The organism is Streptomyces sp. NPDC001135 (assembly GCF_053598395.1).
Map to the genome: position 1 here is coordinate 56,326 of NZ_JBSFKD010000001.1, position 21,302 is coordinate 77,627.

Sequence of the window (21,302 nt, forward strand, 5' to 3'; positions counted from 1 at the left end):
CGCGCGATCGACCCCCGGAGCGGCCAGTGGGCGCACCGCCTGTTCCCCGTGCCGCGGCCGGGGGGCACGCCGGCAGAATTCCAGCGGACGTCGTCCGGGCCTTCCTGGCCCGCGCGTTCGCCACCCGGCCGCGGGGCGCCGGCTTCCACCACGCCAGCCACGTGCTGCCGCTGACCGAGCCGCTGGCCCGGCTGCTCGGCCGGGAGCCGGGCACCCTGGTGACCGTACGGGTGGCGCGGCCGGACGTGCCACCGGTGGTGGTCCGTACCTGGCCGAGCGAGTCGGAGATCCTGCGGGCGGTGCGGGCCGTGCTGCCCCAGGTGCCTGAGTGCCTGCTGGAGGGGGACGGCTTCGCCCTGCACAGCCACGCCGAGGGCACCCCGCTGGCCGAGCTGTGCGGCCCCGGCAAACCGGTCGCCGGGCCCCTGCTGACCGAGCTGGCGGAGCTGCTCGCGGCCATCGCGCACGTGCGCGGCGCGGCCCTGCCGCCGCTGCCGTCCTCCTGGCCGGCCAACCACACCGACTCCCAGGCCTTCCTGCGCGCCCTCGCCCACCAGGCCGACCGGCAGATCCGCCGGCCCAACTGGCGCCGCTACGGCGGCCTGTTCACGGCCCTCGGCGTGCCCGAGGACGCCCTGCTGCGGTTCGCCGACCGGGTACCGGCGATGACCCGGCGGCCGTACGGCCTGCTCCACGGCGATCTGCACCGCGGCAATTTGGTGGTGCCGGCCGCCGGTGACGCGCCGCTGCACTGCCTGGACTGGGAACGGGCGGGCTACGGCGACCCCTTGCACGACCTCGCCGTCCACCTCGTGCGCATGCGCTACCCCGACCACCAGTGGCCCGAGGCCACCGAGGCCTGGGAGCGGGCCGTACGCCGGGTTCGGCCCGCCGCGACCGCCGCCCTGCACAAGGACCTGCGCCACTATGTCGCCTTCGAGCACGCGCAGTCGCTCTACGCGGACGTGATCCGCGCCGCGCGCTCCCTGGAGGACTCCTGCGGTCGGCGGCGCCTGGAGGAGGCGACCGCCGCCGTGCACGCGGCCCTGCGCCGCGCCACCGAGCCGCTGCGGCTGGGCCGGGTGCCGGAGCGGCCGGAGATCGAGCGGATCCTGTTCCGGAGGGGGGTCTCGGCCGGTGCCCGCCGGGGCATCGCCTGGACCCCGGACCGGCGGGTGCCCGAGCACCCCGCGTTCGGGCACCCGGCGGTCGGCGACGCGCTGTTCCTGGAGGGCGCGGCCCCGGCCGAGCGGGTGTTCAAGGGCGCCGCGCACCTCAACACGGTGATCCAGGTCCCCGGCGCCCCTTTCCCCGTCGTCGTCCGCCGGGAGGCGACCGTCGTCCTGCGGCGCGAGCGCAGCTTCCTCAGCGAGCACGCCGTCCTCGCGGCGATCGAGCGGTCCGGGGCGCCGGTGGCCGCGCCCCGGGTGCTGGCGCTCGGCGAGAGTCACGCCACCGATCCCGCCCACCGCTACGCCGGGGACCGGTTCGCCGTCCACACCTACGAGGCCGGCCGCGACCTCGGCCGCAGACCCGAGCACCCGGTGCACGGGCTGCGCCCGCACGAGGCGGACCGCCTGGTCGACCAGCTGGCCGCACTGGCCGGGATCGACTACGCCACGGTCGACCCGGTGGCCGGCCGGCCCGGCTTCTACGGCTGGCTCAGCGAGCAGCTGGTCGCGCTGGTGGCCGCTCTGCCCCGCCAGTCCCAGCGGCTGGCCCGCTTCCTCGGCCTGCCGGACGCGCCCCGGCTGCGCGAGATCCTCGCCCGGCACCAGGTCACCGAGCGCGCCCCCGCCCTGCTGCACGGCGACCTCAACCCCTGGAACCTGGTGCGCCGCGACGACGATCTGGCACTGACCCTCATCGACTGGGAGCTGGCCCTGGTCGGCGATCCGCTGTACGAGCTGGTCCGGCACATGCACCTCACCCCGACCCGGCCGGAGATCCGCGACCGCATGTTCCGCCGCTGGGAGAGCCTGCTGCCCGCCCGGTTCACCCGGAACTGGCAGCAGGACTGGCGGGTGTACCGGTGGATCGAGATCGTCCGCTCCGCCTACGTCGACCTCGACCGTCTGGTCACCGGGACGAGCCTGGACGCCCCCAACGTGCGCCGCGCGGTGGACTCGTACGCCATGACCCTGGCGGCGGCCATCGCCTCCCTGGGCCTGTCGTCCCGCCGCCGCACCGACCCGTATCCAGGGCCCTTCTGACCCGCACCCTGGCCTGGCCGACCCGCCCGGGCGGCGCTGCGTAGGCTCGCCCCATGGGTGAGATGGGCCTGCGTGAGCGCAAGAAGCAGCGGATGTACCAGGACGTGTCGGACATCGCCGTGCGGCTGTTCCTTCAGCGGGGCTTCGACGCGGTGTCCGTGGCCGAGGTCGCGGCGGCGGCCGGGATCTCCAAACCGACCCTCTTCCGGTACTTCCCGGCCAAGGAGGACCTGGTCCTGCACCGGATCGCGGACCACGAGACGGAGGCCGCGCGGGTGGTCACGGGCGCGGCCGATCCCGTGGACGCGCTGCGCCGGCACTTCCTGGACGGGCTGGCGCGCCGCGATCCGGTCACCGGCCTGAACGACCACCCGCAGGTCCTCGCCTTCCACCGGCTGCTCTACGGCACTCCGGCCCTGGTGGCGCGGGCGTACGGCCATCTGGAGCGGTCGGAGGCGGCACTCGCCGAGGCGCTCGGGGGAGGGCTGGACGCGCGGCTGGCCGCCGGGCAGATCGTCGCCGTCCAGCGCGTCCTCGCCCAGGAGAACTGGCGGCGGATCGCGGCCGGGGAGCCGGTCGCGCAGGTGGAGCCCGATGCCCTGCGGGCGGCTGAGCGGGCGTTCCGGCGGCTGGGGGAGGGGCTGCCGGAGTGGAGGTCCGATCGGTGAGACTCGGTTAAAAATGTAACTCGGTAACGTTATGGCGGTAGGGTGGCGCCATGACGTCACCCGACCCCGCCCTCATGGACACCCTGCACACCGAGCGCGCCTTCCACGACACCTGCCGTGCCGCCCTCGCCGCGATGACCGAGGGCGCCGCCGAACAGGTCGTCATCGGCGAGGACGTCTCCGCCTCCGGAGCCGACGCCGAGGTCCTCGGCCACCGGTTGCGCAGCCAGGCCAAGGCGCTGCGCGAACTCCCGCCGGGCCCGCTGTTCTTCGGCCGGCTGGACTTCGCCGGGGCCGCTGACCCGGCCCTGCACGTGGGCCGGATCCGGATCAGCGAGGGTCCGGCCGCACCGCCCCTCGTGGTCGACTGGCGCGCTCCCGTCTCCCGCGCCTTCTACCAGGCCAGCGCCGGCGATCCACAGGGTGTGGACGTACGGCGCCGGTTCGGCTGGGCGCCCGGCAGCACCGGCGACTCCGCCGACCTGACCGGGCTGGAGGACGAGCACCTGGGCCGGGGCGAGTCGCGGACCAGCGCCATCGTGGCCCGCGAGATCGAGCGGCCCCGCGTCGGGCCCATGCGGGACATCGCCGCCACCATCCAGCCCGAGCAGGACGACCTCGTCCGGGCCGCGCTCACCGACTCGGTGTGCGTGCAGGGCGCCCCCGGTACCGGCAAGACCGCCGTCGGCCTGCACCGCGCCGCCTATCTGCTGTACACGCACGCCCAGCGGCTGCGGCGCTCCGGCCTGCTCGTCCTCGGCCCCAACCGCACGTTCCTGTCGTACATCGCCGAGGTGCTGCCGTCGCTGGGGGAGGCCGCCCGTCGCGGAGCGACCGAGGGGGGCCATCGTCAGTCCACCCTGCTGGACGAACTCGCCCGGCATCCGGTCACCGGCACCGACCCGGACCGCACGGCCGCCGTCAAGCACGACGCCCGGATGGCCGAGGTGCTGCGCCGGGCGCTGTACGCGCGCGTGTCGGCGGACGGCGTGACCGACCTCGCCGTACCGGACGGCTCCTGCCGCCGGCGGGTCCCCGCCGCCGAACTCGCCGCGATCGTGGCCGAGGTACGCGCCGAGGAGCCGCCGTACGCCACCGGCCGCGAGCGGGTGCGTGCCCGGGTGGTGCGGCGGCTGCGCGAGCAGGCCGAACGGCGCTCCGGAGTCCTGCCCGCCTCCTGGGTGCGCCGCATCGAACGGGCCCGGCCGCTCACCGCGCACCTCGACCTGGTCTGGCCCAAGGTCCGCCCTGAAGAGATCCTCACCGAACTCCTCAGCGACGCCGAGGCGTTGACCCGGTCGGCCGACGGCCTGCTGGACCCCGGCGAACAGGCCGCCCTGCTGTGGCCCCGCCCGCCGCGCTCCTGGAAGTCGGCCCGCTGGTCGGCGGCCGACCTGGTCCTCCTGGACGAACTCGCCGGACTGATCGAACACCCCGAGGGCTATGGGCACATCGTCGTCGACGAGGCGCAGGACCTCTCGGCCATGGAGTGCCGGGCGATCGCCCGCCGGGCGGTCTTCGGCTCCCTGACCGTCCTCGGCGACCTCGCCCAGGGCACCACCCCGTGGGCCGCCCGCGACTGGTCCGTCCAGCTGCGCCACCTCGGCCGGCCGGACGCGGCCGTGGTGCCGCTGACCACCGGTTTCCGGGTGCCGGCGGCCGTCGTCGCCCTGGCCAACCGGCTGCTGCCCCACCTGGACGTGTCCGTGCCGCCGGCCCACTCCCTGCGCACCGACGGCGAGTTGACCCTCCGGCCCACCGACGACGTCCTCGGCACGACGGTGACCGCCGTACGGCACGCCCTCACCCGGGAGGGCTCGGTCGGCGTCGTCGCGGCGGACGCGGAGGTGGCCGGTGTACGCGAGGCGCTGGTGGGCGCCGGTCTGGAACCGGCCGGTCCCGACACGCTCGGCGCCCGCCTGACCCTCGTCCCGGCGAGCACGGTCAAGGGCCTGGAGTACGACCATGTCGTCGCGGTGGAACCGGCCGCCGTCGTCGAGGCGGAGGAACGGGGCGCACACCGGCTGTACGTCGTACTGACCCGTGCGGTGTCCCGCCTGGACGTCGTCCACAGCCGCCCGCTGCCGTTCTGACACCGGTGGCGCCCGCAGGGGCGCGGGGGGCGGTTCGACGGCGCGTCACCGCCCGACGTACTGCGCCAAGTGCTCCCCGGTCAGCGTGGGCCGCGCAGCGACCAGCTCGGCCGGGGTGCCCTCGAAGACGACGCGCCCGCCGTCGTGGCCGGCGCCGGGGCCGAGGTCGATGATCCAGTCGGCGTGGGCCATGACCGCCTGGTGGTGTTCCACGACGATCACCGACTTGCCGGAGTCGACCAGGCGGTCCAGGAGGGCGAGGAGCTGTTCCACGTCCGCCAGGTGGAGGCCCGTCGTCGGCTCGTCCAGGACGTAGATCCCGCCCTTGTCGGCCATGTGCGTGGCCAGCTTCAGCCGCTGGCGTTCGCCGCCGGACAGGGTGGTGAGCGGCTGGCCGAGGGTGAGGTAGCCGAGGCCGACGTCGGCCATGCGGTCGAGGATCCTGTGCGCCGCCGGGATGTGCCCCTCGCCCGCCCCGAAGAACTCCTCCGCCTCGGTCACCGACATCGCCAGTACCTCCGCGATGTCCCGCCCGCCGAAGGTGTACTCCAGCACCGAGGCCTGGAACCGCTTGCCCTCGCACTCCTCGCAGGTCGTGGCGACACCGGCCATCATCGCCAGGTCGGTGTAGACGACCCCGGCGCCGTTGCAGGCGGGGCAGGCGCCCTCGGAGTTGGCGCTGAACAGCGCCGGCTTCACGCCGTTGGCCTTGGCGAACGCCTTGCGGATCGGCTCCAGCAGCCCGGTGTACGTCGCCGGGTTGCTGCGGCGCGAACCGCGGATCGGTGTCTGGTCGATCGACACCACACCCTCACCGGCCGGGATCGACCCGTGCACCAGTGAACTCTTGCCGGAGCCGGCGACCCCGGTGACGACGCACAGCACGCCCAGCGGTATGTCCACGTCGACGTTCTGGAGGTTGTGCGTCGTCGCGCCCCTGATCTCCAGGGCGCCGGCCGGTTTGCGCACCGTGTCCTTGACGGCGGCCCGGTCGTCCAGGTGGCGGCCGGTGAGCGTGCCGCTGGCCCGCAGGTCCTCGACGGTGCCCTCGAAGCACACGGTGCCGCCCGCCGTACCCGCGCCGGGGCCGAGGTCGACGACGTGGTCGGCGATCGCGATGGCCTCCGGCTTGTGCTCCACGACCAGCACGGTGTTGCCCTTGTCGCGCAGCCGCAGCAGCAGCTCGTTCATCCGCTGGATGTCGTGCGGGTGCAGCCCGATGGTCGGTTCGTCGAAGACGTACGTGACGTCGGTGAGCGAGGAGCCGAGGTGGCGGATCATCTTCACGCGCTGGGCCTCACCGCCCGACAGGGTGCCCGCCGGCCGGTCGAGGGAGAGATAGCCGAGGCCGATCTCCACGAACGAGTCGAGGGTGTGCCGCAGCGAGTCCAGCAGCGGCGCCACCGACGGCTCGGCCAGGGACCGTACCCACGCGGCCAGGTCGCTGATCTGCATCGCGCACGCGTCGGCGATGCTGACCCCCGCGATCTTCGAGGACCGGGCCGCCTCGGTGAGCCGGGTGCCCGCGCACTCCGGGCAGGTGGTGAAGGTGACCGCACGGTCCACGAACGCCCGGATGTGCGGCTGCATGCCCTCCTTGTCCTTGGCGAGCATCGACTTCTGGATGCGCGGGATCAGACCCTCGTAGGTCATGTTGATGCCCGCGATCTTCATCCGGGTCGGTTCCTTGTACAGGAAGGCGTGCAGCTCCCGCTTGGTGAACCGCCGGATCGGCTTGTCGGGGTCGTACAGGCCGGACTCGGTGTAGAGGCGGTGGTTCCAGCCGCCGGACTTGTAGCCGGGGACGGTCAGCGCGCCCTCGTTGAGGGACAGGGAGTCGTCGAAGAGCTGGGTGAGGTCGAGGTCGGAGACCGTGCCCCGGCCCTCGCAGCGCGGACACATCCCGCCGGTGACGCTGAAGCTGCGCCGCTCCCTCACCTGCTGTCCGCCGCGCTCCACGGTGACCGCACCGGCGCCGCTGACCGAGGCCACGTTGAAGGAGAACGCCTTCGGCGAGCCGATGTACGGCCTGCCCAGCCGGCTGAACAGGATGCGCAGCACGGCGTTGGCGTCCGTGGCGGTGCCGACGGTGGAGCGGGGGTCGGCGCCCATCCGCTGCTGGTCCACGATGATCGCGGTCGTGATCCCGTCGAGCACGTCGACCTCGGGCCGTGCCAGCGTGGGCATGAAGCCCTGTACGAACGCGCTGTACGTCTCGTTGATCAGCCGCTGTGACTCGGCGGCGATCGTGTCGAACACCAGCGAGCTCTTGCCGGAGCCGGACACGCCGGTGAACACCGTCAGCCGGCGCTTGGGGAGCTCGACGCTGACGTCCTTGAGGTTGTTCTCGCGGGCGCCGTGCACCCGGATCAGGTCGTGGCTGTCGGCGGCGTGCGGGGCGGTGAGGTCCATGGCGGCCACGCTAGCGGGGGCGCACCGGCCGGCGCTTCTCGAATCCTGACGACTCCCGACGGCTCCCGGCGGCCTCGGCCGGCTACGCCGGGCCCGAGGTGTCGGCGGCCAGGGAGACGGCCAGCGCGCCGAGGACCGTGCCCATCAGGTAGCGCTGCGCCTTCAGCCAGGACGGACGGCGGGAGAGGAAGGCGGCGATCGTGCCGGCGGCGAGCACGATGGTCATGTTGACCGCGACGCTGACCATGATCTGGAACGAGCCGAGGATCAGCCCCTGGAGCAGGACATGGCCCTTGTCCAGGTCGATGAACTGCGGGATGAGGGACACGTACATGATGGCGATCTTCGGATTGAGCAGGTTCGTCATCAGGCCCATGGTGAACAGCCTGCGCGGCGAGTCGTGCGGTACGTCCTGCGGGTCGAAGACGGAGATGCCGCCCGGCTTCAGCGCGCTCCAGGCGAGGAAGGCGAGGTAGGCGGCGCCGGCCAGCTTCACCGCGACGTACAGCTCGGGCACCGCGAGGAAGACGACCGACAGGCCGAGGTTCGCGGCGAGCAGGTACACCATGAAGCCCAGTGCCACACCGCCGAGGGAGATCATCCCGGCGCGCCGGCCCTGGGTGATGCTCCGGGAGACGAGATAGATCATGTTCGGGCCGGGGGTGAGCACCATGCCGAGTGCCACCACCGACACACCGAGGATCCCGCTCGGTTCCACCATGAAAACCCCCTCGTCGAGCGCCGGTCGCGGTGTGTATCGCGACGCCGGTCGCGGTGCAATGCCAGGAGCGTAAGGCGGGGCAATATCTCAGTGCAATCAGAATATTGCGCTCGGTGCAATTATGTGGTGGGATGGGCCCGGGTGACGAGGGGAGCCGTGTCGTGCAGGACTACCGGAGCGTCGCCGACGCCGTGGCCGAGGAGATCAGGTCCGGCGCCCTGCGGCCCGGCGACCGCCTGCCCCCGCAACGCGCCTTCGCGCGGCAGCGCGGCATCGCCGACTCCACCGCCACACGCGTGTACCGGGAACTGGCCCGCCGCGGCCTGACGGTGGGCGAGGTGGGACGCGGCACGTTCGTGCGCGCGGCGTCCGCGGACCCGGGCGGCTTTGCCCTCGCGCTCACGGAACCGGCGCCCACCCGCGTCGACCTGGGGCTCAACTACCCGGCCGTCCCCGAGCTGAGCGCCCTGCTCGCCGACGGGCTCGGCGGGCTGCTGCGCCCCGACGCGCTCGGCCACACCCTCGGGCCGGTCGGCGCGGCCGGCCTGCCGGCCGTGCGGGAGTCCGCCGCCGAACTCCTGGCCCGCGGCGGCTGGCGCCCCGACCCCGCGCGGATCCTGTTCGCGGGCAACGGACGCCAGGCCCTCTCGGCCGCCGTCACCGCCCTGGTGCCGCCGGGCGGTCGCCTCGGTGTGGAGGAGCTGACGTACCCCGTCGTCAAGGCCGTGGCCGCGCGGCTCGGCATCACCCTCGTACCGCTGGCCATGGACGAGGACGGACTGGTCCCGCAGGCCGTGGCCGAGGCGCACGCCGCGCTCGGACTGCACGCCGTCTATGTGCAGCCGAGGCTGCACAACCCGCTGTCGCTGTCGATGCCCGAGGAGCGGGTCGCGGAGCTGGCGGAGGTCCTGGAGAGGCTCGCACTGCCCGCCGTCGAGGACGCCGTCTGGGCGTTCCTGCGCGACGAACTGCCGCCGCTCGCCGCCCGTGCCCCCGAACGGACCGTCCTGGTCGACAGCCTGTCCAAGCGCATCGCACCCGGTCTGACCCTCGGCTTCGCGGTGGCTCCGCCCGCCCTGGCGAGCGAGATCGCCGCCTGTCTGCGCTCGGGCGGCGGGGTGCCCATGCGCTTCGCCCTGGAAGCCGCCCACCGCTGGCAGCAGGACGGCACCGTGCGCAAGCTGGTGCGGGCCAAACAGCGGGAGGCGGCGGTACGGCAGCAGATCGCGGCCCGTCAGCTGGCCGGTTTCGCCGTGCGCAGCGATCCGCGCTCCTTCCACTGCTGGTGGCGGCTGCCGCGTCCGTGGCGCGCGGACACGTTCGTCGCCGCCGCCGCACGGCACGGCATCGGGGTGGTACCCGCGGCCGCGTTCACCGTCGGCGACCACCACGCGCCGAACGCTGTTCGCCTGGGCCTGGCCACGGCCCGGCCGGACGTCCTCACCCAGGCGCTCGGCACCCTCGCGGGCCTCGCCCGGTCGGCTCCGGAGGACCTCGTCACCGACTGACGACGCGTGGATGTCACATTCTCGCCCTCGGCGGTGTCTTCATGCCGAACCGGTAAGCACACGAGGAGGACACCATGACGCTCCGCGTCCCGAAGGCAGAAGTCGACCCCGAGATCAGGAAGAGCCTGATCGAGCAGCTCGGCGCCGTGCCCGAACCCCTGGAGGCCACCTGGCACAACCCCGCCGTCGCCCAGGCGGGCCAGGAGATGGGGGTCAGGGTGAGCGGGTGGAACGCGGCGGACGAGAGCCTGAAGTCGTTCGCGCACATGGCCGTCGCCGCGCAGGTCGGCTGCAGCTGGTGCCTCGACATCAACTACTTCCAGGCGCAGAACAAGAACCTGGACCTGACCAAGGCGAGTCAGGTACCGCGCTGGCGGGAGTCGGACGTCTTCACCCCGCTGGAGCGGGACGTGATGGAGTACGCCGAGGCCATGACGGCGACGCCGCCGACCGTCTCGGACGACCTGTCCGCGCGCCTGCTGGACCGGCTCGGCCCGGCGGCGTTGGTCGAGATCACCGGGTCGATCGCCTTCGCCAACTACGCGACCAGGAACAACACGGCGCTCGGGGTGAAGTCGCAGGGCTTCTCCGACGCCTGCGAGATCCCCCTGGCCGCACGCCCCGCGACGTCCGAGCCGGCACCGGCGGCATGACACAGGACCCGTTCGTCGCCCACCGCAGCCTGCTGTTCACGGTCGCCTACGAGATGCTCGGCTCGGCGGCCGACGCGGAGGACGTGCTGCAGGAGTCCTGGCTGCGGTGGGCCGGCGCCGACCACGCGCAGGTGCGCGACCCGCGGGGGTACCTGGTCCGGATCGTCACCCGGCAGGCGCTCAACCGGCTGCGCACCCTCGCGCGCAGCCGCGAGGACTACGTCGGCGAGTGGCTGCCGGAACCGCTGCTGACCAGCCCCGATGTCGCCGAGGACATCGAACTGGCGGAGAGCGTCTCGGTCGCGATGCTGACCGTACTGGAGACCCTCGGGCCGACCGAGCGGGCGGTGTTCGTACTCCGCGAGGTCTTCGAGCTGAGCTACGGCGACATCGCCGAGGCCGTCGGGAAGACGGCGGCCACGGTACGGCAGATCGCGCGGCGCGCCCGCGAGCACGTGGCGGCCCGGCGTCCGCGCGTGCGGGTGAGCCGCGCGGAGCAGCAGGCCGTGGTGGAACGCTTCCTGACCGCGCTGCGCACCGGGCAGCTGCAGGACCTGCTGGAGGTCATGGCCCCGGACGTGGTCATGGTCACCGACGGGGGCGGGGTGGTGGCCGCCGCGCTGGTTCCGTTCCACGGGGCCGGCCAGGTGGCGGAGGTGCTCGCGCGCGCCCACCGGGTGGTGGACAGGCTGGAGGCGACGGCCGTGTGGCTCAACGGCACACCGGCCGGCCGGATCGAGTTCGACGGCGAACCCAGTGCGGTGAGCCTCACGGTGGAGAACGGCCGGATCACCCGTATCCACGTCGTCCGCAACCCCCACAAGCTGACCCGCCTGAACGAACCGACCCGGCTCGCCCGGTAGGCGTCAGAAGTCGTACACCGCGAAGTCGGTGACCGGGACGTATCCGATGCGCTGGTAGAGGGCGTTACTGGTGGGGTTGGCCGCGTTCGTGAACAGCACGACCTCCGTGGCGCCCGCGGCCAGCGCGGCCCGGCTCACCTCGACCGTCACGGCGCCCGCGTAGCCGCGACCGCGCAGGTGGGCCGGGGTGTAGACGGGGTCCACCCGGACCTGGCCGGCGACCATCGGGTTCACACCCGCCATGGAGACGGGCGTGCCGTCCGGGGTCTCCCAGAAGGTGTAGCGCTTCTCGGCGAAGCGTGTGCCGGCCCAGGATGCGGCGTCGACGGGGACGGCCTCCCCGACGTCCGCGGCGAACTCGCGGCACCAGCGCACGAGGTGCTCGTGGTCCTGCTCGCCCACGAGCCGGCCCCGGCCCGGCGGGACCGGCTCCGGCGGGGTGAGCGTGCCGAGGCGGTACAGGTGGAGCCGGACCCGGAGGGTCGGCGTCGCGCCCGTGTGCCGCTGCCAGGCCTCGGCGAAAGCGGAGGCGGTGCCGTGGTCGGCGCTGACGTAGGGAAGGGAGTGCCCGAGGGCGACCAGGTGGGCGGCGAGGGCGTCGGCCTGCTCGGGGGTGAGGGAGGTGACGCTCAGGCCGCGGGAGGGGAGGCGGTAGAAGGTGGCGCCGACCTCGCCCGCGCACTCCAGCCGGCCGAAGACGGGGGCTCCGGCGCCGGTGCCGTGTGCGGCCGTCCCCCGGGTGCGCAGTTTCTCGGTCACCGTCAGCGGCATGGTGTGCAGGGCGGGGCGCGAGCGCAGGAAGTCCCCGGCTCGGGCGAGGAAGTCGTCGACGTCGTCGGTGAGGTGCCAGTCGTCCGGGCGCATGCCCGGACCTTATGCGGGCTTGTGCAGGAACCGGCGGGCAGCCGCACGGTCACCTCCGGGGATCCGGAGTTTCCGAGGAGCGCGTTACGGCCGCGACTCCATTCGGCACACTCTTGCAAGCAGGTGCTTGCAATTGTTAGCGAGAGTGGGGCAAGGTGGAGGTATGGCATCGCTGAACGTCGGCAACCTCGGTGAGTACCTGCGCGAGCAGCGGCGGAACGCCCAGCTGTCGCTGCGGCAACTCGCCGACGCCGCCGGGGTGTCCAATCCCTACCTGAGCCAGATCGAGCGCGGGCTGCGCAAGCCCAGCGCGGAGGTGCTCCAGCAGGTCGCCAAGGCGCTGCGCATCTCCGCCGAGACGCTGTACGTCCGCGCCGGGATCCTCGACGCCGAGCGGGACCGGGACGAAGTGGAGACGCGCGCCGTCATCCTCGCCGACCCCTCGCTCAACGAGCGGCAGAAGCAGGTGCTGCTGCAGATCTACGAGTCCTTCCGCAAGGAGAACGGATTCGGGATCGGCGAGCCCGCCTCGGACGAGGACGGGGCGGACCAGGCGGGGGACGCGGACGAGGACACCGGCGGCACCGCCGTGCGCGGCACCCGCACGGCCGACGGAAGCGATGCCGATGCCGGTCCGCGGCGGACGGCCGGGTAACCGGACCAGGGCGCCGGCCGCCCCACCGCGGACCACACCAACCTCAGCCGAACGCGAATCCGGGAGGACCTGATCACCATGGCGATCACCGACGACCTGCGCAAGACCCTCAGCGACCCGACCCCGCTCTACTTCGCCGCCGGCACCGCCGACCTCGCCCTCCAGCAGGCCAAGAAGGTGCCCGCCCTGGTCGAGCAGCTGCGCGCCGAGGCCCCGGCCCGCATCGAGGCGGTGCGCAACACCGACCCGAAGGCCGTGCAGGAGAAGGCCGCCGCGCGGGCCAAGGAGGCGCAGGAGACCCTCCAGACCAAGGTGAACGAGTTCATCGGCACCCTCGACGTCGACCTGAAGAAGCTCGGTGAGCAGGCCCAGGACCTCGCCCTGCGCGGGGTCGGCGTCGCCGCCGAGTACGCCGTCAGGGCCCGCGAGACCTACGAGAAGGTCGCCGAGCACGGTGAGCAGGCCGTGAAGAGCTGGCGCGGCGAGGCCGCCGAGGAGATCGAGGAGCTGGCGATCACCGTCGAGGGCAGGCCCGAGCCGGCCGGGGCCACTGACGAGCCGAAGCCGGCCGGGGCCCAGGCCGAGCCCGCCGCGGAGACGAAGCCGGCGGCGAAGAAGGCCCCGGCTCCCCGCAAGTCCACCACCGCGAAGAAGACGACTCCCCCGGCCAAGTGACCGGGACCGGGACGTGACCACGGGCCGGGCACCTTGGGGGTGTCCGGCCCGTTGTACGGGTACGGTGGCTGTACGGACGACTTGACTCGGGTGGTGGGCATTGTGCTGATGACGGCAGTCGGCGGAGCGATGTGGCTGATCTTCACCGCCATGCTGGCGCTCGCCATCGTGGCGTTCGTGATGGCCGCGGTCTACCGCGAGGACGCGTACCGCGCCGCGGACAAGCAGAACAAGGGCTTCTGGCTGATCATCCTCGGCGTCGCAGTCGCCGTGAACCTGTTCGTCCCGATGCTGTTCCTGCAGCTCGCGGGTCTGGTCGCCACGATCGTCTTCTTCGTGGACGTCAGGCCGGCGCTCCAGCAGGTCTCCGGGGGCCGGGGATTCCGCCGCCGCGGGCGCGGCAGCAGCAGCGATGGTCCCTACGGCCCCTGGAACGGCGGCCGGTAGGGTCGCCATCCCGCCGTCGGGCCCCCCACGCACCCGCGCCCTGAGACGGCGAAGAACCCCTGTGGCGGGATGCCCTACGGCGCCCGGTCCAGCAGCACCACGGCCACGTCGTCCGTCAGCTCGCCCCCGTTGAGGTCGCGCACCTCACTCACCGCCGCCCGCAGCAGGTTCTCCCCGCGCAGCCCCTCGGACAGCTGCCGGCGGATCATCTCCACCATGCCGTCCTGGCCGAGCCGCTCCCCGCCCTCACCGACGCGGCCCTCGATCAGACCGTCGGTGTAGAGCATCAGGCTCCACTCGGACCCCAGCTCCACCTGCATCCGCGGCCAGCGGGCGCCGGGGAGCAGGCCGAGGGCGGGGCCGTTGTTGTCGTAGGGCAGCAGCCGCGCCGTGCGGCCCGGGCGGGCGAGCAGCGGGGCGGGGTGGCCGGCCAGGCACAGGCCCGCGTGGCGGCCGTCCGGGGCGATGTCCACCGTGCACAGCGTCGCGAAGATCTCGTCGTCGGCGCGCTCGTGCTCCAGCACCTCCTGGAGGGTGCCGAGCAGTTCGTCGCCGCTCAGGCCCGCCAGCGTCAGCGCCCGCCACGCGATGCGCAGCTCCACACCGAGCGCGGCCTCGTCCGGACCGTGGCCGCAGACGTCGCCGATCATGGCGTGCACGGTGCCGTCGGGTGTGCGGACGGCGTCGTAGAAGTCGCCGCCGAGCAGCGCGCGCGAGCGGCCGGGGCGGTAGCGGGCGGCGAAGCGCAGCGAGGAGCCGTCCAGCAGGGGCGTGGGCAGCAGCCCGCGCTCCAGGCGGCGGTTCTCCTGTGCGCGCAGCCGGCCCTCCGCCAGCCGCCGCTCGGCCGTTTCGGAGCGTTTCCGCTCCACCGCGTACCGGATGGCGCGGCTGAGCAGCCGGCCGTCCAGCTCGTCGCGGAAGAGGTAGTCCTGCGCGCCCACGCGCACGGCCTCGGCGCCGCGCTCGGCGTCGCCGGAGGCGGTCAGCGCGAGGACGGCATGCCGGGGCGCGAGCCGGAGGACGTGCCGGAGCACGGCCAGCTCGTCGTCGGTGTCGCTGCCGCCCGGCGCCGGGAGCGCCAGGTCCAGCAGGATGCAGTGGACGTCGTCGGTGAGCAGCCGCTCGGCCTCGGTGAGGTTGCGGGCGGTGCGGACGCGGATCGGCTTGCCGGACGGGTCCAGCAGTTCGGGCACGATCGGCGAGCCGGCCGGATCGTCCTCGATCAGCAGCAGGGTGAGAGTGGCGCCGGTGGCGTGCGCGGTCGTGGCGTCGCGGTGGGCCTCTTCCTTGAGGGGGCCGCCGCCGGCAACCGGGGCAGCCTGCGCCTGACCACTCTCCACGGCCGGGATCGCTCTCTGCCGCGGTACGGGTACGGGCATCGTCGTGGGTTCCTTCCCTCCCCCCGAGGGCATGGGCGGCACCGAGGGTCTCGGAGCCACCGACGGGTGACCATAGCGGCTCGGCCCGCCCCGATGGAATGGTGTGAGCCGCGTCGCTCTCGCTCAGGCCGCTGTCATATGCCGCTTTCCGTACGACAGTTGGACAGGACGACCCGGCGGCGGGGATGACGAAGCTCACGCGGCACCCGGTTTTGTACGGGGGTTGGGCGTGCGGTGGGTCACACGGGGTCCACGCGAGGCGTGTGCGCCGTCATATGACCCGCCTCACGCGTCCGGTCGTACGACCCCCAGGATCGGCATCGAGCCGGCGCCCGCGACCGTCACCGTGCGTCCGGGGCGCGGGGCGTGGATGATCGCGCCGTCGCCGACGTACATCGCGACATGGCTGGCGTCGTCGAAGTAGATGATGAGGTCGCCGGGGCGCATGTCCTTGACGTCGACGTGCCTGAGCTGTTTCCACTGCTCCTGCGAGGTGCGCGGGATGGGGTGGCCGGCCGCCGCCCAGGCCTGGGAGGTCAGGCCGGAGCAGTCGTAGGTCTTCGGGCCCTCGGCGCCCCACACGTACGGCTTGCCGAGCTGGGCGGTGGCGAACGCGACGGCCTTCTCGCCCTGCGCGGACGCCGCGCCGTGCACCTTCTTGAGGATGCCGGTGTCGAGCCACTTCGTCTGCGCCATCAGCGCGGCCTGCTCCTCCAGCCTGGCGAGCCGTTCCCGGTCCTTCTTCTCCAGCTCGGACTCGAGCTTCTCGGCGGCGGAGATCTGCTGCTGGATCTTCCTCTTGGCGGCGGCCTTGGCCGTGCGCTCGGTGTCCAGCTTCTTCCACTGCTCGGCGGCGTCGTCGGCGTAGCCCCGCAACTGCTTCTGGGTGTCGGCCAGTTCGCCGATCAGGGACTTCGTGGCGCGCTGGCCCTGCAGCACCAGGCCCGCCCCGTCCAGGACCTGGCCGGGATCGTCGCTGAGCAGGAACTGGGCGGCGGGCGGCATGCCGCCGGTGCGGTACTGCTCGCGGGCGGCGGCACCCGCCTGGTTCCGGAGCGCGGCGAGCCGCCGCTGCCCCTGGTCGATCTTCTTCGCCAGCGCGACGATCGTGGCGGACTGCTGCTTGGCCTTCTCCTCGGCCGCGTTGTAGGCGTCGGTGGCGACGGCCGCGTCGTGGTAGAGGCCGTCGAGCTTCTCGCGGACCTGCTCAAGGTCCTTGCTCGGCGGGGGAGTCGGGGAGGTGCTCGGACCCGGGGTCGGTTTCGGGGCGGCGAAGGCCGTGCCGGGTGCGCCCAGCACGGTCACCGCGCAGACCACGGTCACGGCGGCCGAGAGGATGCCGCGCTTGCCCCAGCCCATCACCACACCTACCCCCAAGCTGATTTACCGTCAGTAACTTACGGTGTCCCGGGGATGGTGCCATGCCGCGCCGCAAAGCGACAGAGGCGGGCGGCGCGACGATCTCCCCGCCGGTGTGACGAACGGTGCACGAGGTTCGTTCCGTCCCGCCACGTCCGAACGGGTGAGATCAGCTCAGTGGCGCCAACGCCTCCCACGCCACCGTCACTTCGCCCTGCCGCCAGCGCGCCGGGGAGTCCGTCACCGGCCAGTCGGCCGTCAGGTCCCGTACCGCGCGCAGCCAGCGCTGGCGGGCGCCGTAGGAGGCGTAAGGCGCGGCGGCGGCCCAGGCGCGGTCGAAGTCCCGCAGGAAGGCGTGCACGGGCTCGCCGGGGACGTTGCGGTGGATCAGGGCCTTCGGCAGCCGCTCGGCGAGGTCGGAGGGCTGCTCCAGGGAGCCCAGCCGGGTCGCGAACGTCACCGTCCTCGGCCCCTCCGGACCGAGCGCCACCCATACGTGCCGCCGCCCGATCTCGTCGCACGTCCCCTCGACCAGCAGCCCGCCGCGCGAGCCGCCGCCCGCCGGGGCGAGCCGTGCGCACAGCCGGGCCCAGACGGCGGCGACCTCGGTCTCGTCGTACTGGCGCAGCACATTGGCGGCCCGGATGAGTACCGGCCGCCCGGGCACGGGGACCTCGAAGCCGCCGTGCCGGAAGGCGAGCCCCTCCCGCTCGTACGCCTTGGCCGCCGCGACCCGTTCCGGCTCGATCTCGATGCCGACGACACGTGCGCGGGGCTCGACGGCCGTCAGGCGCCCGAGCAGCTCCACCGCCGTCCAGGGGGCGGCGCCGTAGCCGAGGTCGACGGCCAGGGGATCGCCGGCGCGCCGCAGCTCGCCGCCGTGCGTGGCGGCGATCCAGCGGTCCATGCGGCGCAGCCGGTTGGGGTTGGTGGTCCCGCGTGTCACCGTTCCCACGACGGGGGTCCCCCCGCTCGAGCGAAGCCGAGCGTGGGGGAGGGATGCGGCGCGGGCTGTCATGCGTACGAGGGTAAGGGGGAGCCCCGGAGGGGCGCGGGCATCGCACCCGAAGGTAATGATTGGGCAAAGCCCCGTGGCTGGGAAATGGCAGCGCACCCGTCCGCTGTTGGACCACCGTGGAGGGCGAGGTCGGTCCTCCGTCCGGCATGCCCGCAGCAAGGAGGACCGCCACGTGAGCCAGTACGTCAGCAGGCTCGGGCGACGTTCCCCGTCGGCCGCGTCACGGCTCCGTCTGCTCCGCCGGCCCCGACGGGTCGCGATGCTCTCCGTGCACACCTCTCCGCTCCACCAGCCCGGCACCGGCGACGCCGGCGGCATGAACGTCTACATCGTGGAGCTGGCCCAGCGGCTCGCCGCGATCAACATCGAGGTCGAGATCTTCACCCGGGCCACGGCCGGCGGCCTCGCGCCCACGGTCCAGCTGGCCCCCGGCGTCCTCGTCCGGCACGTCGACGCGGGCCCCTACGAGGGCCTGGCCAAGGAGGAGCTCCCGGCCCAGCTGTGCGCCTTCACACACGGCGTGATGCAGGCCTGGGCCGGTCACCGCCCCGGCCACTACGACCTCGTCCACTCCCACTACTGGCTCTCCGGCCACGTCGGCTGGCTCGCCGCCCAGCGCTGGGGCGTGCCGCTGGTGCACGCCATGCACACCATGGCCAAGGTCAAGAACGCCAACCTGGCCGACGGCGACACCCCCGAGCCCGCCGCCCGGGTCATCGGCGAGACCCAGATCGTGGCCGCCGCCGACCGGCTCATCGCCAACACGGCGGAGGAGTCCGACGAGCTGGTACGGCACTACGCCGCCGACCCCGGGAAGGTCGCCGTCGTCCACCCGGGCGTCAACCTCGACCGCTTCCGCCCGGCCGACGGCCGCGCCGCCGCCCGCGCCCGCCTCGGCCTGCCGCAGGACGCCCTGATCCCGCTCTTCGCCGGCCGCATACAGCCCCTGAAGGCCCCGGACATCCTCCTGCGCGCCGTGGCGGTGCTGCTGGACGAGCGCCCGGAGCTTCGCTCGCGCATCCTCGTCCCGGTCGTCGGCGGCCCGAGCGGCAGCGGGCTCGCCAAGCCCGAGGGCCTGCAGAAGCTCGCCGCGCGGCTCGGCATCGCGGACGTCGTACGGTTCCGCCCGCCGGTCGGCCAGGAGCAGCTCGCGGACTGGTTCCGGGCCGCGTCCGTGCTCGTGATGCCGTCCTACAGCGAGTCCTTCGGCCTGGTCGCCATAGAGGCGCAGGCGGCCGGCACGCCGGTGCTCGCGGCCTCGGTCGGCGGGTTGCCGGTGGCCGTGCGCGACGGCCGCACCGGGTTCCTCGTGGACGGCCACGACCCGGCCGACTACGCGCGCGTGCTGAGCCGTTTCGCCGACGAGCCGTCCCTCGCGGCGAGCATGGGCGAGGCCGCCGCGCGCCACGCCCAGTCCTTCGGCTGGGACAGGGCGGCCGCCGCGACCGCCGACGTCTACACGGCCGCGACCCAGTCCCACCGCCGTCGCGTACGCTCCCACCATGGGTGAGGGCAACAAGGCGGTCGGGCAGGTCCTGGAAGCGGTCCTGAAGGACGCCGAACTGGAGTGGGAGAGCCCCGGGCCCGGAAACTACGTGGTCAAGCTCCCCGGCACCCGCAAGCTGTCCACGACGGTCTCCTTCCTCGTGGGCCGCCACTCCCTTTCTCTGAACGCCTTCGTCATCCGGCACCCCGACGAGAACGAGGCCGGAGTCCACCGCTGGCTCCTGGAGCGCAACCTCAAGCTGTACGGCGTGAGTTACGCCGTCGACCGCCTCGGCGACGTCTACGTCACCGCCCGCCTGCCCCTCGCCTCCGTCACCCCCGACGAGATCGACCGTCTCCTCGGCCAGGTCCTGGAGGCGGCCGACGGCGCCTTCAACACCCTTCTGGAGCTGGGCTTCGCCTCCTCGATCCGCAAGGAGTACGCCTGGCGCGTGTCGCGCGGCGAGTCCACACGCAACCTGGACGCGTTCCGGCACCTGATCGAACGCCCCGCCGACTGACCGCGGGTCGTCCAAAGGCTCAGGACGGGTCCGGCTCCGGCTTGCCGTTCCCGCCGCGGTGGTCGAGTTCGTCGGCGAAGGCCCGCAGGGCGTCGGCCAGTTCCCTCTTGGTCGGCAGCGGGTCGACCCTCTTGTCGAGTTCCGTGATGCGCCGGTTGAGCTCGCTCAGGTCGGGCGGCGTGGAGGCATCGCCCGAGGGTGTGGGGGCGCTCGGGCTCGGATCGGTGCCGCCTCCGCCGGTGGCGCCGCCGTTACTGCCCGAGCCCGCGGTGTCGCCGCCGGTGCCGTCCGCGCCGGTGCTGACCCCGACGGACGTGCCCCCGGAGCCGGTGTCCGGCGGCTGGGAGCTCGTGACGCCCGGCTCGGGACGGGGGTCGTCGTCCGAGGGCGCCGCCAGGGCCATGCCGACACCGAGGGCGACCAGGGCCGCGGCGGGGCGGAGGTCTTCCGCCGATCCACCGAGGGAGGGCGGCAGCGGCCGAACGACGCTCAGCGCGAGCCGAGCCGGTAGCGCCCCGGTGTCACCCCGACCAGCTTCCTGAAGTGCCGGGTGAGATGAGCCTGGTCGTAGAACCCGGTGACCGAGGCCACCTCGCCCGGTGCCAGCCCGTCCAGCAGCAGCCGCCGGGCGCGCCCGACCCGCCGCGACACCAGGTACTGGTGCGGGGCGATGCCGTACGCGCCGCTGAACGCCCGCACCAGATGGGCGGGATGGGCATGCAGCACACGCGCGGCCTCCGCCAGCGGGACACCGTCGACGACCCGGGCGTCGAGCAGCTCCCGCAGCGAACGGGCGAGAACGGGATCCGGGCGGTGCTCCGGGGCGGCCGTCCGGCGCAGATGGTCCCGCAGCCGCTCCCCGACGAGGATCAGCCTGCTCTCCGCCTCCAGTTCGTCACCGGGCCGGGCGAGGGCGGAGTGCAGCTGCCCGACGCGCCGGCGCAGCACGGGATCCCGCAGATCGGGCGTGTCGACTGCGCGGCCGATGAGATCGTCGCCGAGACGGCTGCTGTCGAGGTAGACGACCCGTTTGCGGAAGCCGTCGGGGGTGGCCGGTGAGCCGTTGTGCGGTACGTGGGGCGGGAGCAGGCTGACGGTGTCGTGCGGGGTGCCGTGCTCGTGCCGGTCGAGGTCGTAACGCACGGCCCCGTCGTCCACGATGAGCAGCGTCCAGGCGTCGTGGACGTGCATCGGGTAGGCGTACTCGGTGAAGCGGGCGTGGAAGACCTCGGTGACGCCCGGGACACGGGGGCGCCACGCGCTGACCTCCTGCCGGGCGACCACGCAAAGAACGTACAAGACCGCGCCGTACGGCGCCCGGCAGTCTCATGCCATGAACGCTGAACCCATCCGTTTCGACACGAAGATCGCCGTGCTGCTGCGTGCGGACCTGGCGCCCTGGCAGCGCCTGAACGTCACCGCGTTCCTGGTCAGTGGCCTCGGCAGCCAGGTCCCCGAGGTGATCGGCGAGCCGTACGAGGACGCGGACGGGGTCGGTTACCTGCCCATGTTCCGCCAGCCGGTGCTGGTCTTCGAGGGCACGAAGGAGATCCTGAAGACGGCGCACGGCAGGGCGATGAGCCGCGCCCTGCCCCGCGCCGTCTTCACCTCGGACCTGTTCGGGACCGGTGACGACCGCCGCAACCGCGCGGCGGTCCGGGCCGTACCGACGCACGGGCTGGACCTGGTGGGGCTGGCGGTGTACGGCCCGAGGAACGGGGTGGACAAGGTGCTGAAGGGGGCCCGGATGCACCCGTGACGCGGCTGC

The 21,302-nt window shown here is 73.2% G+C and carries 20 protein-coding genes; 12 read left to right on the forward strand and 8 right to left on the reverse strand.

What is annotated here, in order from left to right; genetic code table 11:
* Positions 1-26: 26 nt before the first annotated feature.
* The 3 genes from ACWC94_RS00330 to ACWC94_RS00340 are packed head-to-tail and all read left to right on the forward strand — an operon-like array spanning position 27 to position 4,974.
* Entirely contained in the window at positions 27-2,213 is a 2,187-nt protein-coding gene (locus tag ACWC94_RS00330) for a phosphotransferase (protein ID WP_450794094.1), read from the forward strand.
* A gap of 53 nt (positions 2,214-2,266) precedes the next feature.
* On the forward strand, positions 2,267-2,881 hold the full coding sequence (locus ACWC94_RS00335; protein ID WP_450794095.1) for a TetR family transcriptional regulator: 615 nt from the start codon (positions 2,267-2,269) through the stop codon (positions 2,879-2,881).
* A gap of 50 nt (positions 2,882-2,931) precedes the next feature.
* Positions 2,932-4,974 carry a HelD family protein gene (locus ACWC94_RS00340; protein WP_450794096.1) on the forward strand — a complete coding sequence of 681 codons (2,043 nt, stop codon included), beginning with the start codon at positions 2,932-2,934 and terminating at the stop codon, positions 4,972-4,974.
* 45 nt (positions 4,975-5,019) lie between these two features.
* Here the strand turns inward: ACWC94_RS00340 and ACWC94_RS00345 are convergent, their stop codons facing one another.
* Together ACWC94_RS00345 and ACWC94_RS00350 are read right to left on the reverse strand one after the other, a co-directional pair.
* Positions 5,020-7,386, reverse strand: a complete 2,367-nt coding sequence (locus tag ACWC94_RS00345; RefSeq protein ID WP_450794097.1) for an ATP-binding cassette domain-containing protein — start codon at positions 7,384-7,386, stop codon at positions 5,020-5,022.
* An 82-nt stretch (positions 7,387-7,468) separates the two neighbouring features.
* Entirely contained in the window at positions 7,469-8,107 is a 639-nt protein-coding gene (locus tag ACWC94_RS00350; protein ID WP_450794098.1) for a LysE family translocator, read from the reverse strand.
* Between the two features lie 161 nt (positions 8,108-8,268).
* On the opposite strand from ACWC94_RS00350, the gene ACWC94_RS00355 reads away from it, so the two are divergent.
* The 3 genes from ACWC94_RS00355 to ACWC94_RS00365 all read left to right on the forward strand — a co-directional run bounded on the left by ACWC94_RS00355 (position 8,269) and on the right by ACWC94_RS00365 (position 11,131).
* Complete coding sequence (locus tag ACWC94_RS00355; RefSeq protein ID WP_450794099.1) at positions 8,269-9,615, forward strand: aminotransferase-like domain-containing protein; 1,347 nt, start codon at positions 8,269-8,271, stop codon at positions 9,613-9,615.
* A 74-nt stretch (positions 9,616-9,689) separates the two neighbouring features.
* A complete protein-coding gene (locus tag ACWC94_RS00360) occupies positions 9,690-10,268 on the forward strand; it encodes a carboxymuconolactone decarboxylase family protein (protein WP_450794100.1) in 579 nt (192 codons plus the stop codon).
* Positions 10,265-11,131, forward strand: coding sequence for an RNA polymerase sigma-70 factor (locus tag ACWC94_RS00365; protein ID WP_450794101.1), 867 nt, complete (start codon positions 10,265-10,267; stop codon positions 11,129-11,131). Before ACWC94_RS00360 ends, ACWC94_RS00365 begins: the two co-directional genes overlap by 4 nt.
* A gap of 3 nt (positions 11,132-11,134) precedes the next feature.
* Here ACWC94_RS00365 and ACWC94_RS00370 read toward each other — a convergent pair whose 3' ends face one another.
* On the reverse strand, positions 11,135-11,995 hold the full coding sequence (locus ACWC94_RS00370; RefSeq protein ID WP_450794102.1) for a GNAT family N-acetyltransferase: 861 nt from the start codon (positions 11,993-11,995) through the stop codon (positions 11,135-11,137).
* Between the two features lie 163 nt (positions 11,996-12,158).
* On the opposite strand from ACWC94_RS00370, the gene ACWC94_RS00375 reads away from it, so the two are divergent.
* The 3 genes from ACWC94_RS00375 to ACWC94_RS00385 all read left to right on the forward strand — a co-directional run bounded on the left by ACWC94_RS00375 (position 12,159) and on the right by ACWC94_RS00385 (position 13,772).
* Positions 12,159-12,650, forward strand: coding sequence for a helix-turn-helix domain-containing protein (locus ACWC94_RS00375; protein ID WP_450794103.1), 492 nt, complete (start codon positions 12,159-12,161; stop codon positions 12,648-12,650).
* A 78-nt stretch (positions 12,651-12,728) separates the two neighbouring features.
* On the forward strand, positions 12,729-13,325 hold the full coding sequence (locus ACWC94_RS00380; RefSeq protein WP_450794104.1) for a hypothetical protein: 597 nt from the start codon (positions 12,729-12,731) through the stop codon (positions 13,323-13,325).
* 108 nt (positions 13,326-13,433) lie between these two features.
* Positions 13,434-13,772: a DUF2516 family protein gene (locus tag ACWC94_RS00385; protein ID WP_450794105.1), complete on the forward strand. Its 339-nt coding sequence runs from the start codon at positions 13,434-13,436 to the stop codon at positions 13,770-13,772.
* A gap of 74 nt (positions 13,773-13,846) precedes the next feature.
* Here ACWC94_RS00385 and ACWC94_RS00390 read toward each other — a convergent pair whose 3' ends face one another.
* The 3 genes from ACWC94_RS00390 to ACWC94_RS00400 form a co-directional block, all read right to left on the reverse strand.
* Entirely contained in the window at positions 13,847-15,151 is a 1,305-nt protein-coding gene (locus ACWC94_RS00390) for a PP2C family protein-serine/threonine phosphatase (protein WP_450794106.1), read from the reverse strand.
* Positions 15,152-15,436: 285 nt separating this feature from the next.
* Positions 15,437-16,510: an NlpC/P60 family protein gene (locus tag ACWC94_RS00395; RefSeq protein WP_450794107.1), complete on the reverse strand. Its 1,074-nt coding sequence runs from the start codon at positions 16,508-16,510 to the stop codon at positions 15,437-15,439.
* Between the two features lie 169 nt (positions 16,511-16,679).
* Entirely contained in the window at positions 16,680-17,465 is a 786-nt protein-coding gene (locus ACWC94_RS00400) for a class I SAM-dependent methyltransferase (RefSeq protein ID WP_450794108.1), read from the reverse strand.
* Between the two features lie 235 nt (positions 17,466-17,700).
* Here ACWC94_RS00400 and mshA point away from each other — a divergent pair, with 235 nt between their 5' ends.
* The gene (gene mshA, locus ACWC94_RS00405) at positions 17,701-19,038 is read left to right on the forward strand and encodes a D-inositol-3-phosphate glycosyltransferase (RefSeq protein ID WP_450794109.1); all 1,338 of its coding nucleotides are present in this window, start codon (positions 17,701-17,703) and stop codon (positions 19,036-19,038) included.
* The gene (locus tag ACWC94_RS00410) at positions 19,031-19,534 is read left to right on the forward strand and encodes a YbjN domain-containing protein (RefSeq protein WP_450794110.1); all 504 of its coding nucleotides are present in this window, start codon (positions 19,031-19,033) and stop codon (positions 19,532-19,534) included. The genes mshA and ACWC94_RS00410 overlap by 8 nt, the downstream gene beginning before the upstream one ends.
* A 19-nt stretch (positions 19,535-19,553) precedes the next feature.
* On the opposite strand, the gene ACWC94_RS00415 is transcribed toward ACWC94_RS00410, so the two are convergent.
* Both ACWC94_RS00415 and ACWC94_RS00420 read right to left on the reverse strand, forming a co-directional pair.
* Positions 19,554-19,937 carry a hypothetical protein gene (locus ACWC94_RS00415; RefSeq protein ID WP_450794111.1) on the reverse strand — a complete coding sequence of 128 codons (384 nt, stop codon included), beginning with the start codon at positions 19,935-19,937 and terminating at the stop codon, positions 19,554-19,556.
* A gap of 86 nt (positions 19,938-20,023) precedes the next feature.
* Positions 20,024-20,818 carry an AraC family transcriptional regulator gene (locus ACWC94_RS00420; RefSeq protein WP_450794112.1) on the reverse strand — a complete coding sequence of 265 codons (795 nt, stop codon included), beginning with the start codon at positions 20,816-20,818 and terminating at the stop codon, positions 20,024-20,026.
* A 49-nt stretch (positions 20,819-20,867) separates the two neighbouring features.
* On the opposite strand from ACWC94_RS00420, the gene ACWC94_RS00425 reads away from it, so the two are divergent.
* The gene (locus ACWC94_RS00425; protein WP_450794113.1) at positions 20,868-21,293 is read left to right on the forward strand and encodes a DUF2000 family protein; all 426 of its coding nucleotides are present in this window, start codon (positions 20,868-20,870) and stop codon (positions 21,291-21,293) included.
* Positions 21,294-21,302 lie beyond the last annotated feature (9 nt).

Bases quoted from the DNA above. Each gene is read 5' to 3' on its own strand.
- ACWC94_RS00370 (WP_450794102.1), bottom strand. From the start codon at position 11,995: ATGCGCCCGGACGACTGGCACCTCACCGACGACGTCGACGACTTCCTC.
- ACWC94_RS00385 (WP_450794105.1), top strand. From the start codon at position 13,434: ATGACGGCAGTCGGCGGAGCGATGTGGCTGATCTTCACCGCCATGCTG.
- ACWC94_RS00390 (WP_450794106.1), bottom strand. From the start codon at position 15,151: ATGCCCGTACCCGTACCGCGGCAGAGAGCGATCCCGGCCGTGGAGAGT.
- ACWC94_RS00425 (WP_450794113.1), top strand. From the start codon at position 20,868: ATGAACGCTGAACCCATCCGTTTCGACACGAAGATCGCCGTGCTGCTG.
- ACWC94_RS00360 (WP_450794100.1), top strand. From the start codon at position 9,690: ATGACGCTCCGCGTCCCGAAGGCAGAAGTCGACCCCGAGATCAGGAAG.
- ACWC94_RS00380 (WP_450794104.1), top strand. From the start codon at position 12,729: ATGGCGATCACCGACGACCTGCGCAAGACCCTCAGCGACCCGACCCCG.
- ACWC94_RS00395 (WP_450794107.1), bottom strand. From the start codon at position 16,510: ATGGGCTGGGGCAAGCGCGGCATCCTCTCGGCCGCCGTGACCGTGGTC.
- ACWC94_RS00350 (WP_450794098.1), bottom strand. From the start codon at position 8,107: ATGGTGGAACCGAGCGGGATCCTCGGTGTGTCGGTGGTGGCACTCGGC.
- ACWC94_RS00345 (WP_450794097.1), bottom strand. From the start codon at position 7,386: ATGGACCTCACCGCCCCGCACGCCGCCGACAGCCACGACCTGATCCGG.
- ACWC94_RS00415 (WP_450794111.1), bottom strand. From the start codon at position 19,937: ATGGCCCTGGCGGCGCCCTCGGACGACGACCCCCGTCCCGAGCCGGGC.
- ACWC94_RS00365 (WP_450794101.1), top strand. From the start codon at position 10,265: ATGACACAGGACCCGTTCGTCGCCCACCGCAGCCTGCTGTTCACGGTC.
- ACWC94_RS00335 (WP_450794095.1), top strand. From the start codon at position 2,267: ATGGGTGAGATGGGCCTGCGTGAGCGCAAGAAGCAGCGGATGTACCAG.
- ACWC94_RS00410 (WP_450794110.1), top strand. From the start codon at position 19,031: ATGGGTGAGGGCAACAAGGCGGTCGGGCAGGTCCTGGAAGCGGTCCTG.
- ACWC94_RS00375 (WP_450794103.1), top strand. From the start codon at position 12,159: ATGGCATCGCTGAACGTCGGCAACCTCGGTGAGTACCTGCGCGAGCAG.
- ACWC94_RS00340 (WP_450794096.1), top strand. From the start codon at position 2,932: ATGACGTCACCCGACCCCGCCCTCATGGACACCCTGCACACCGAGCGC.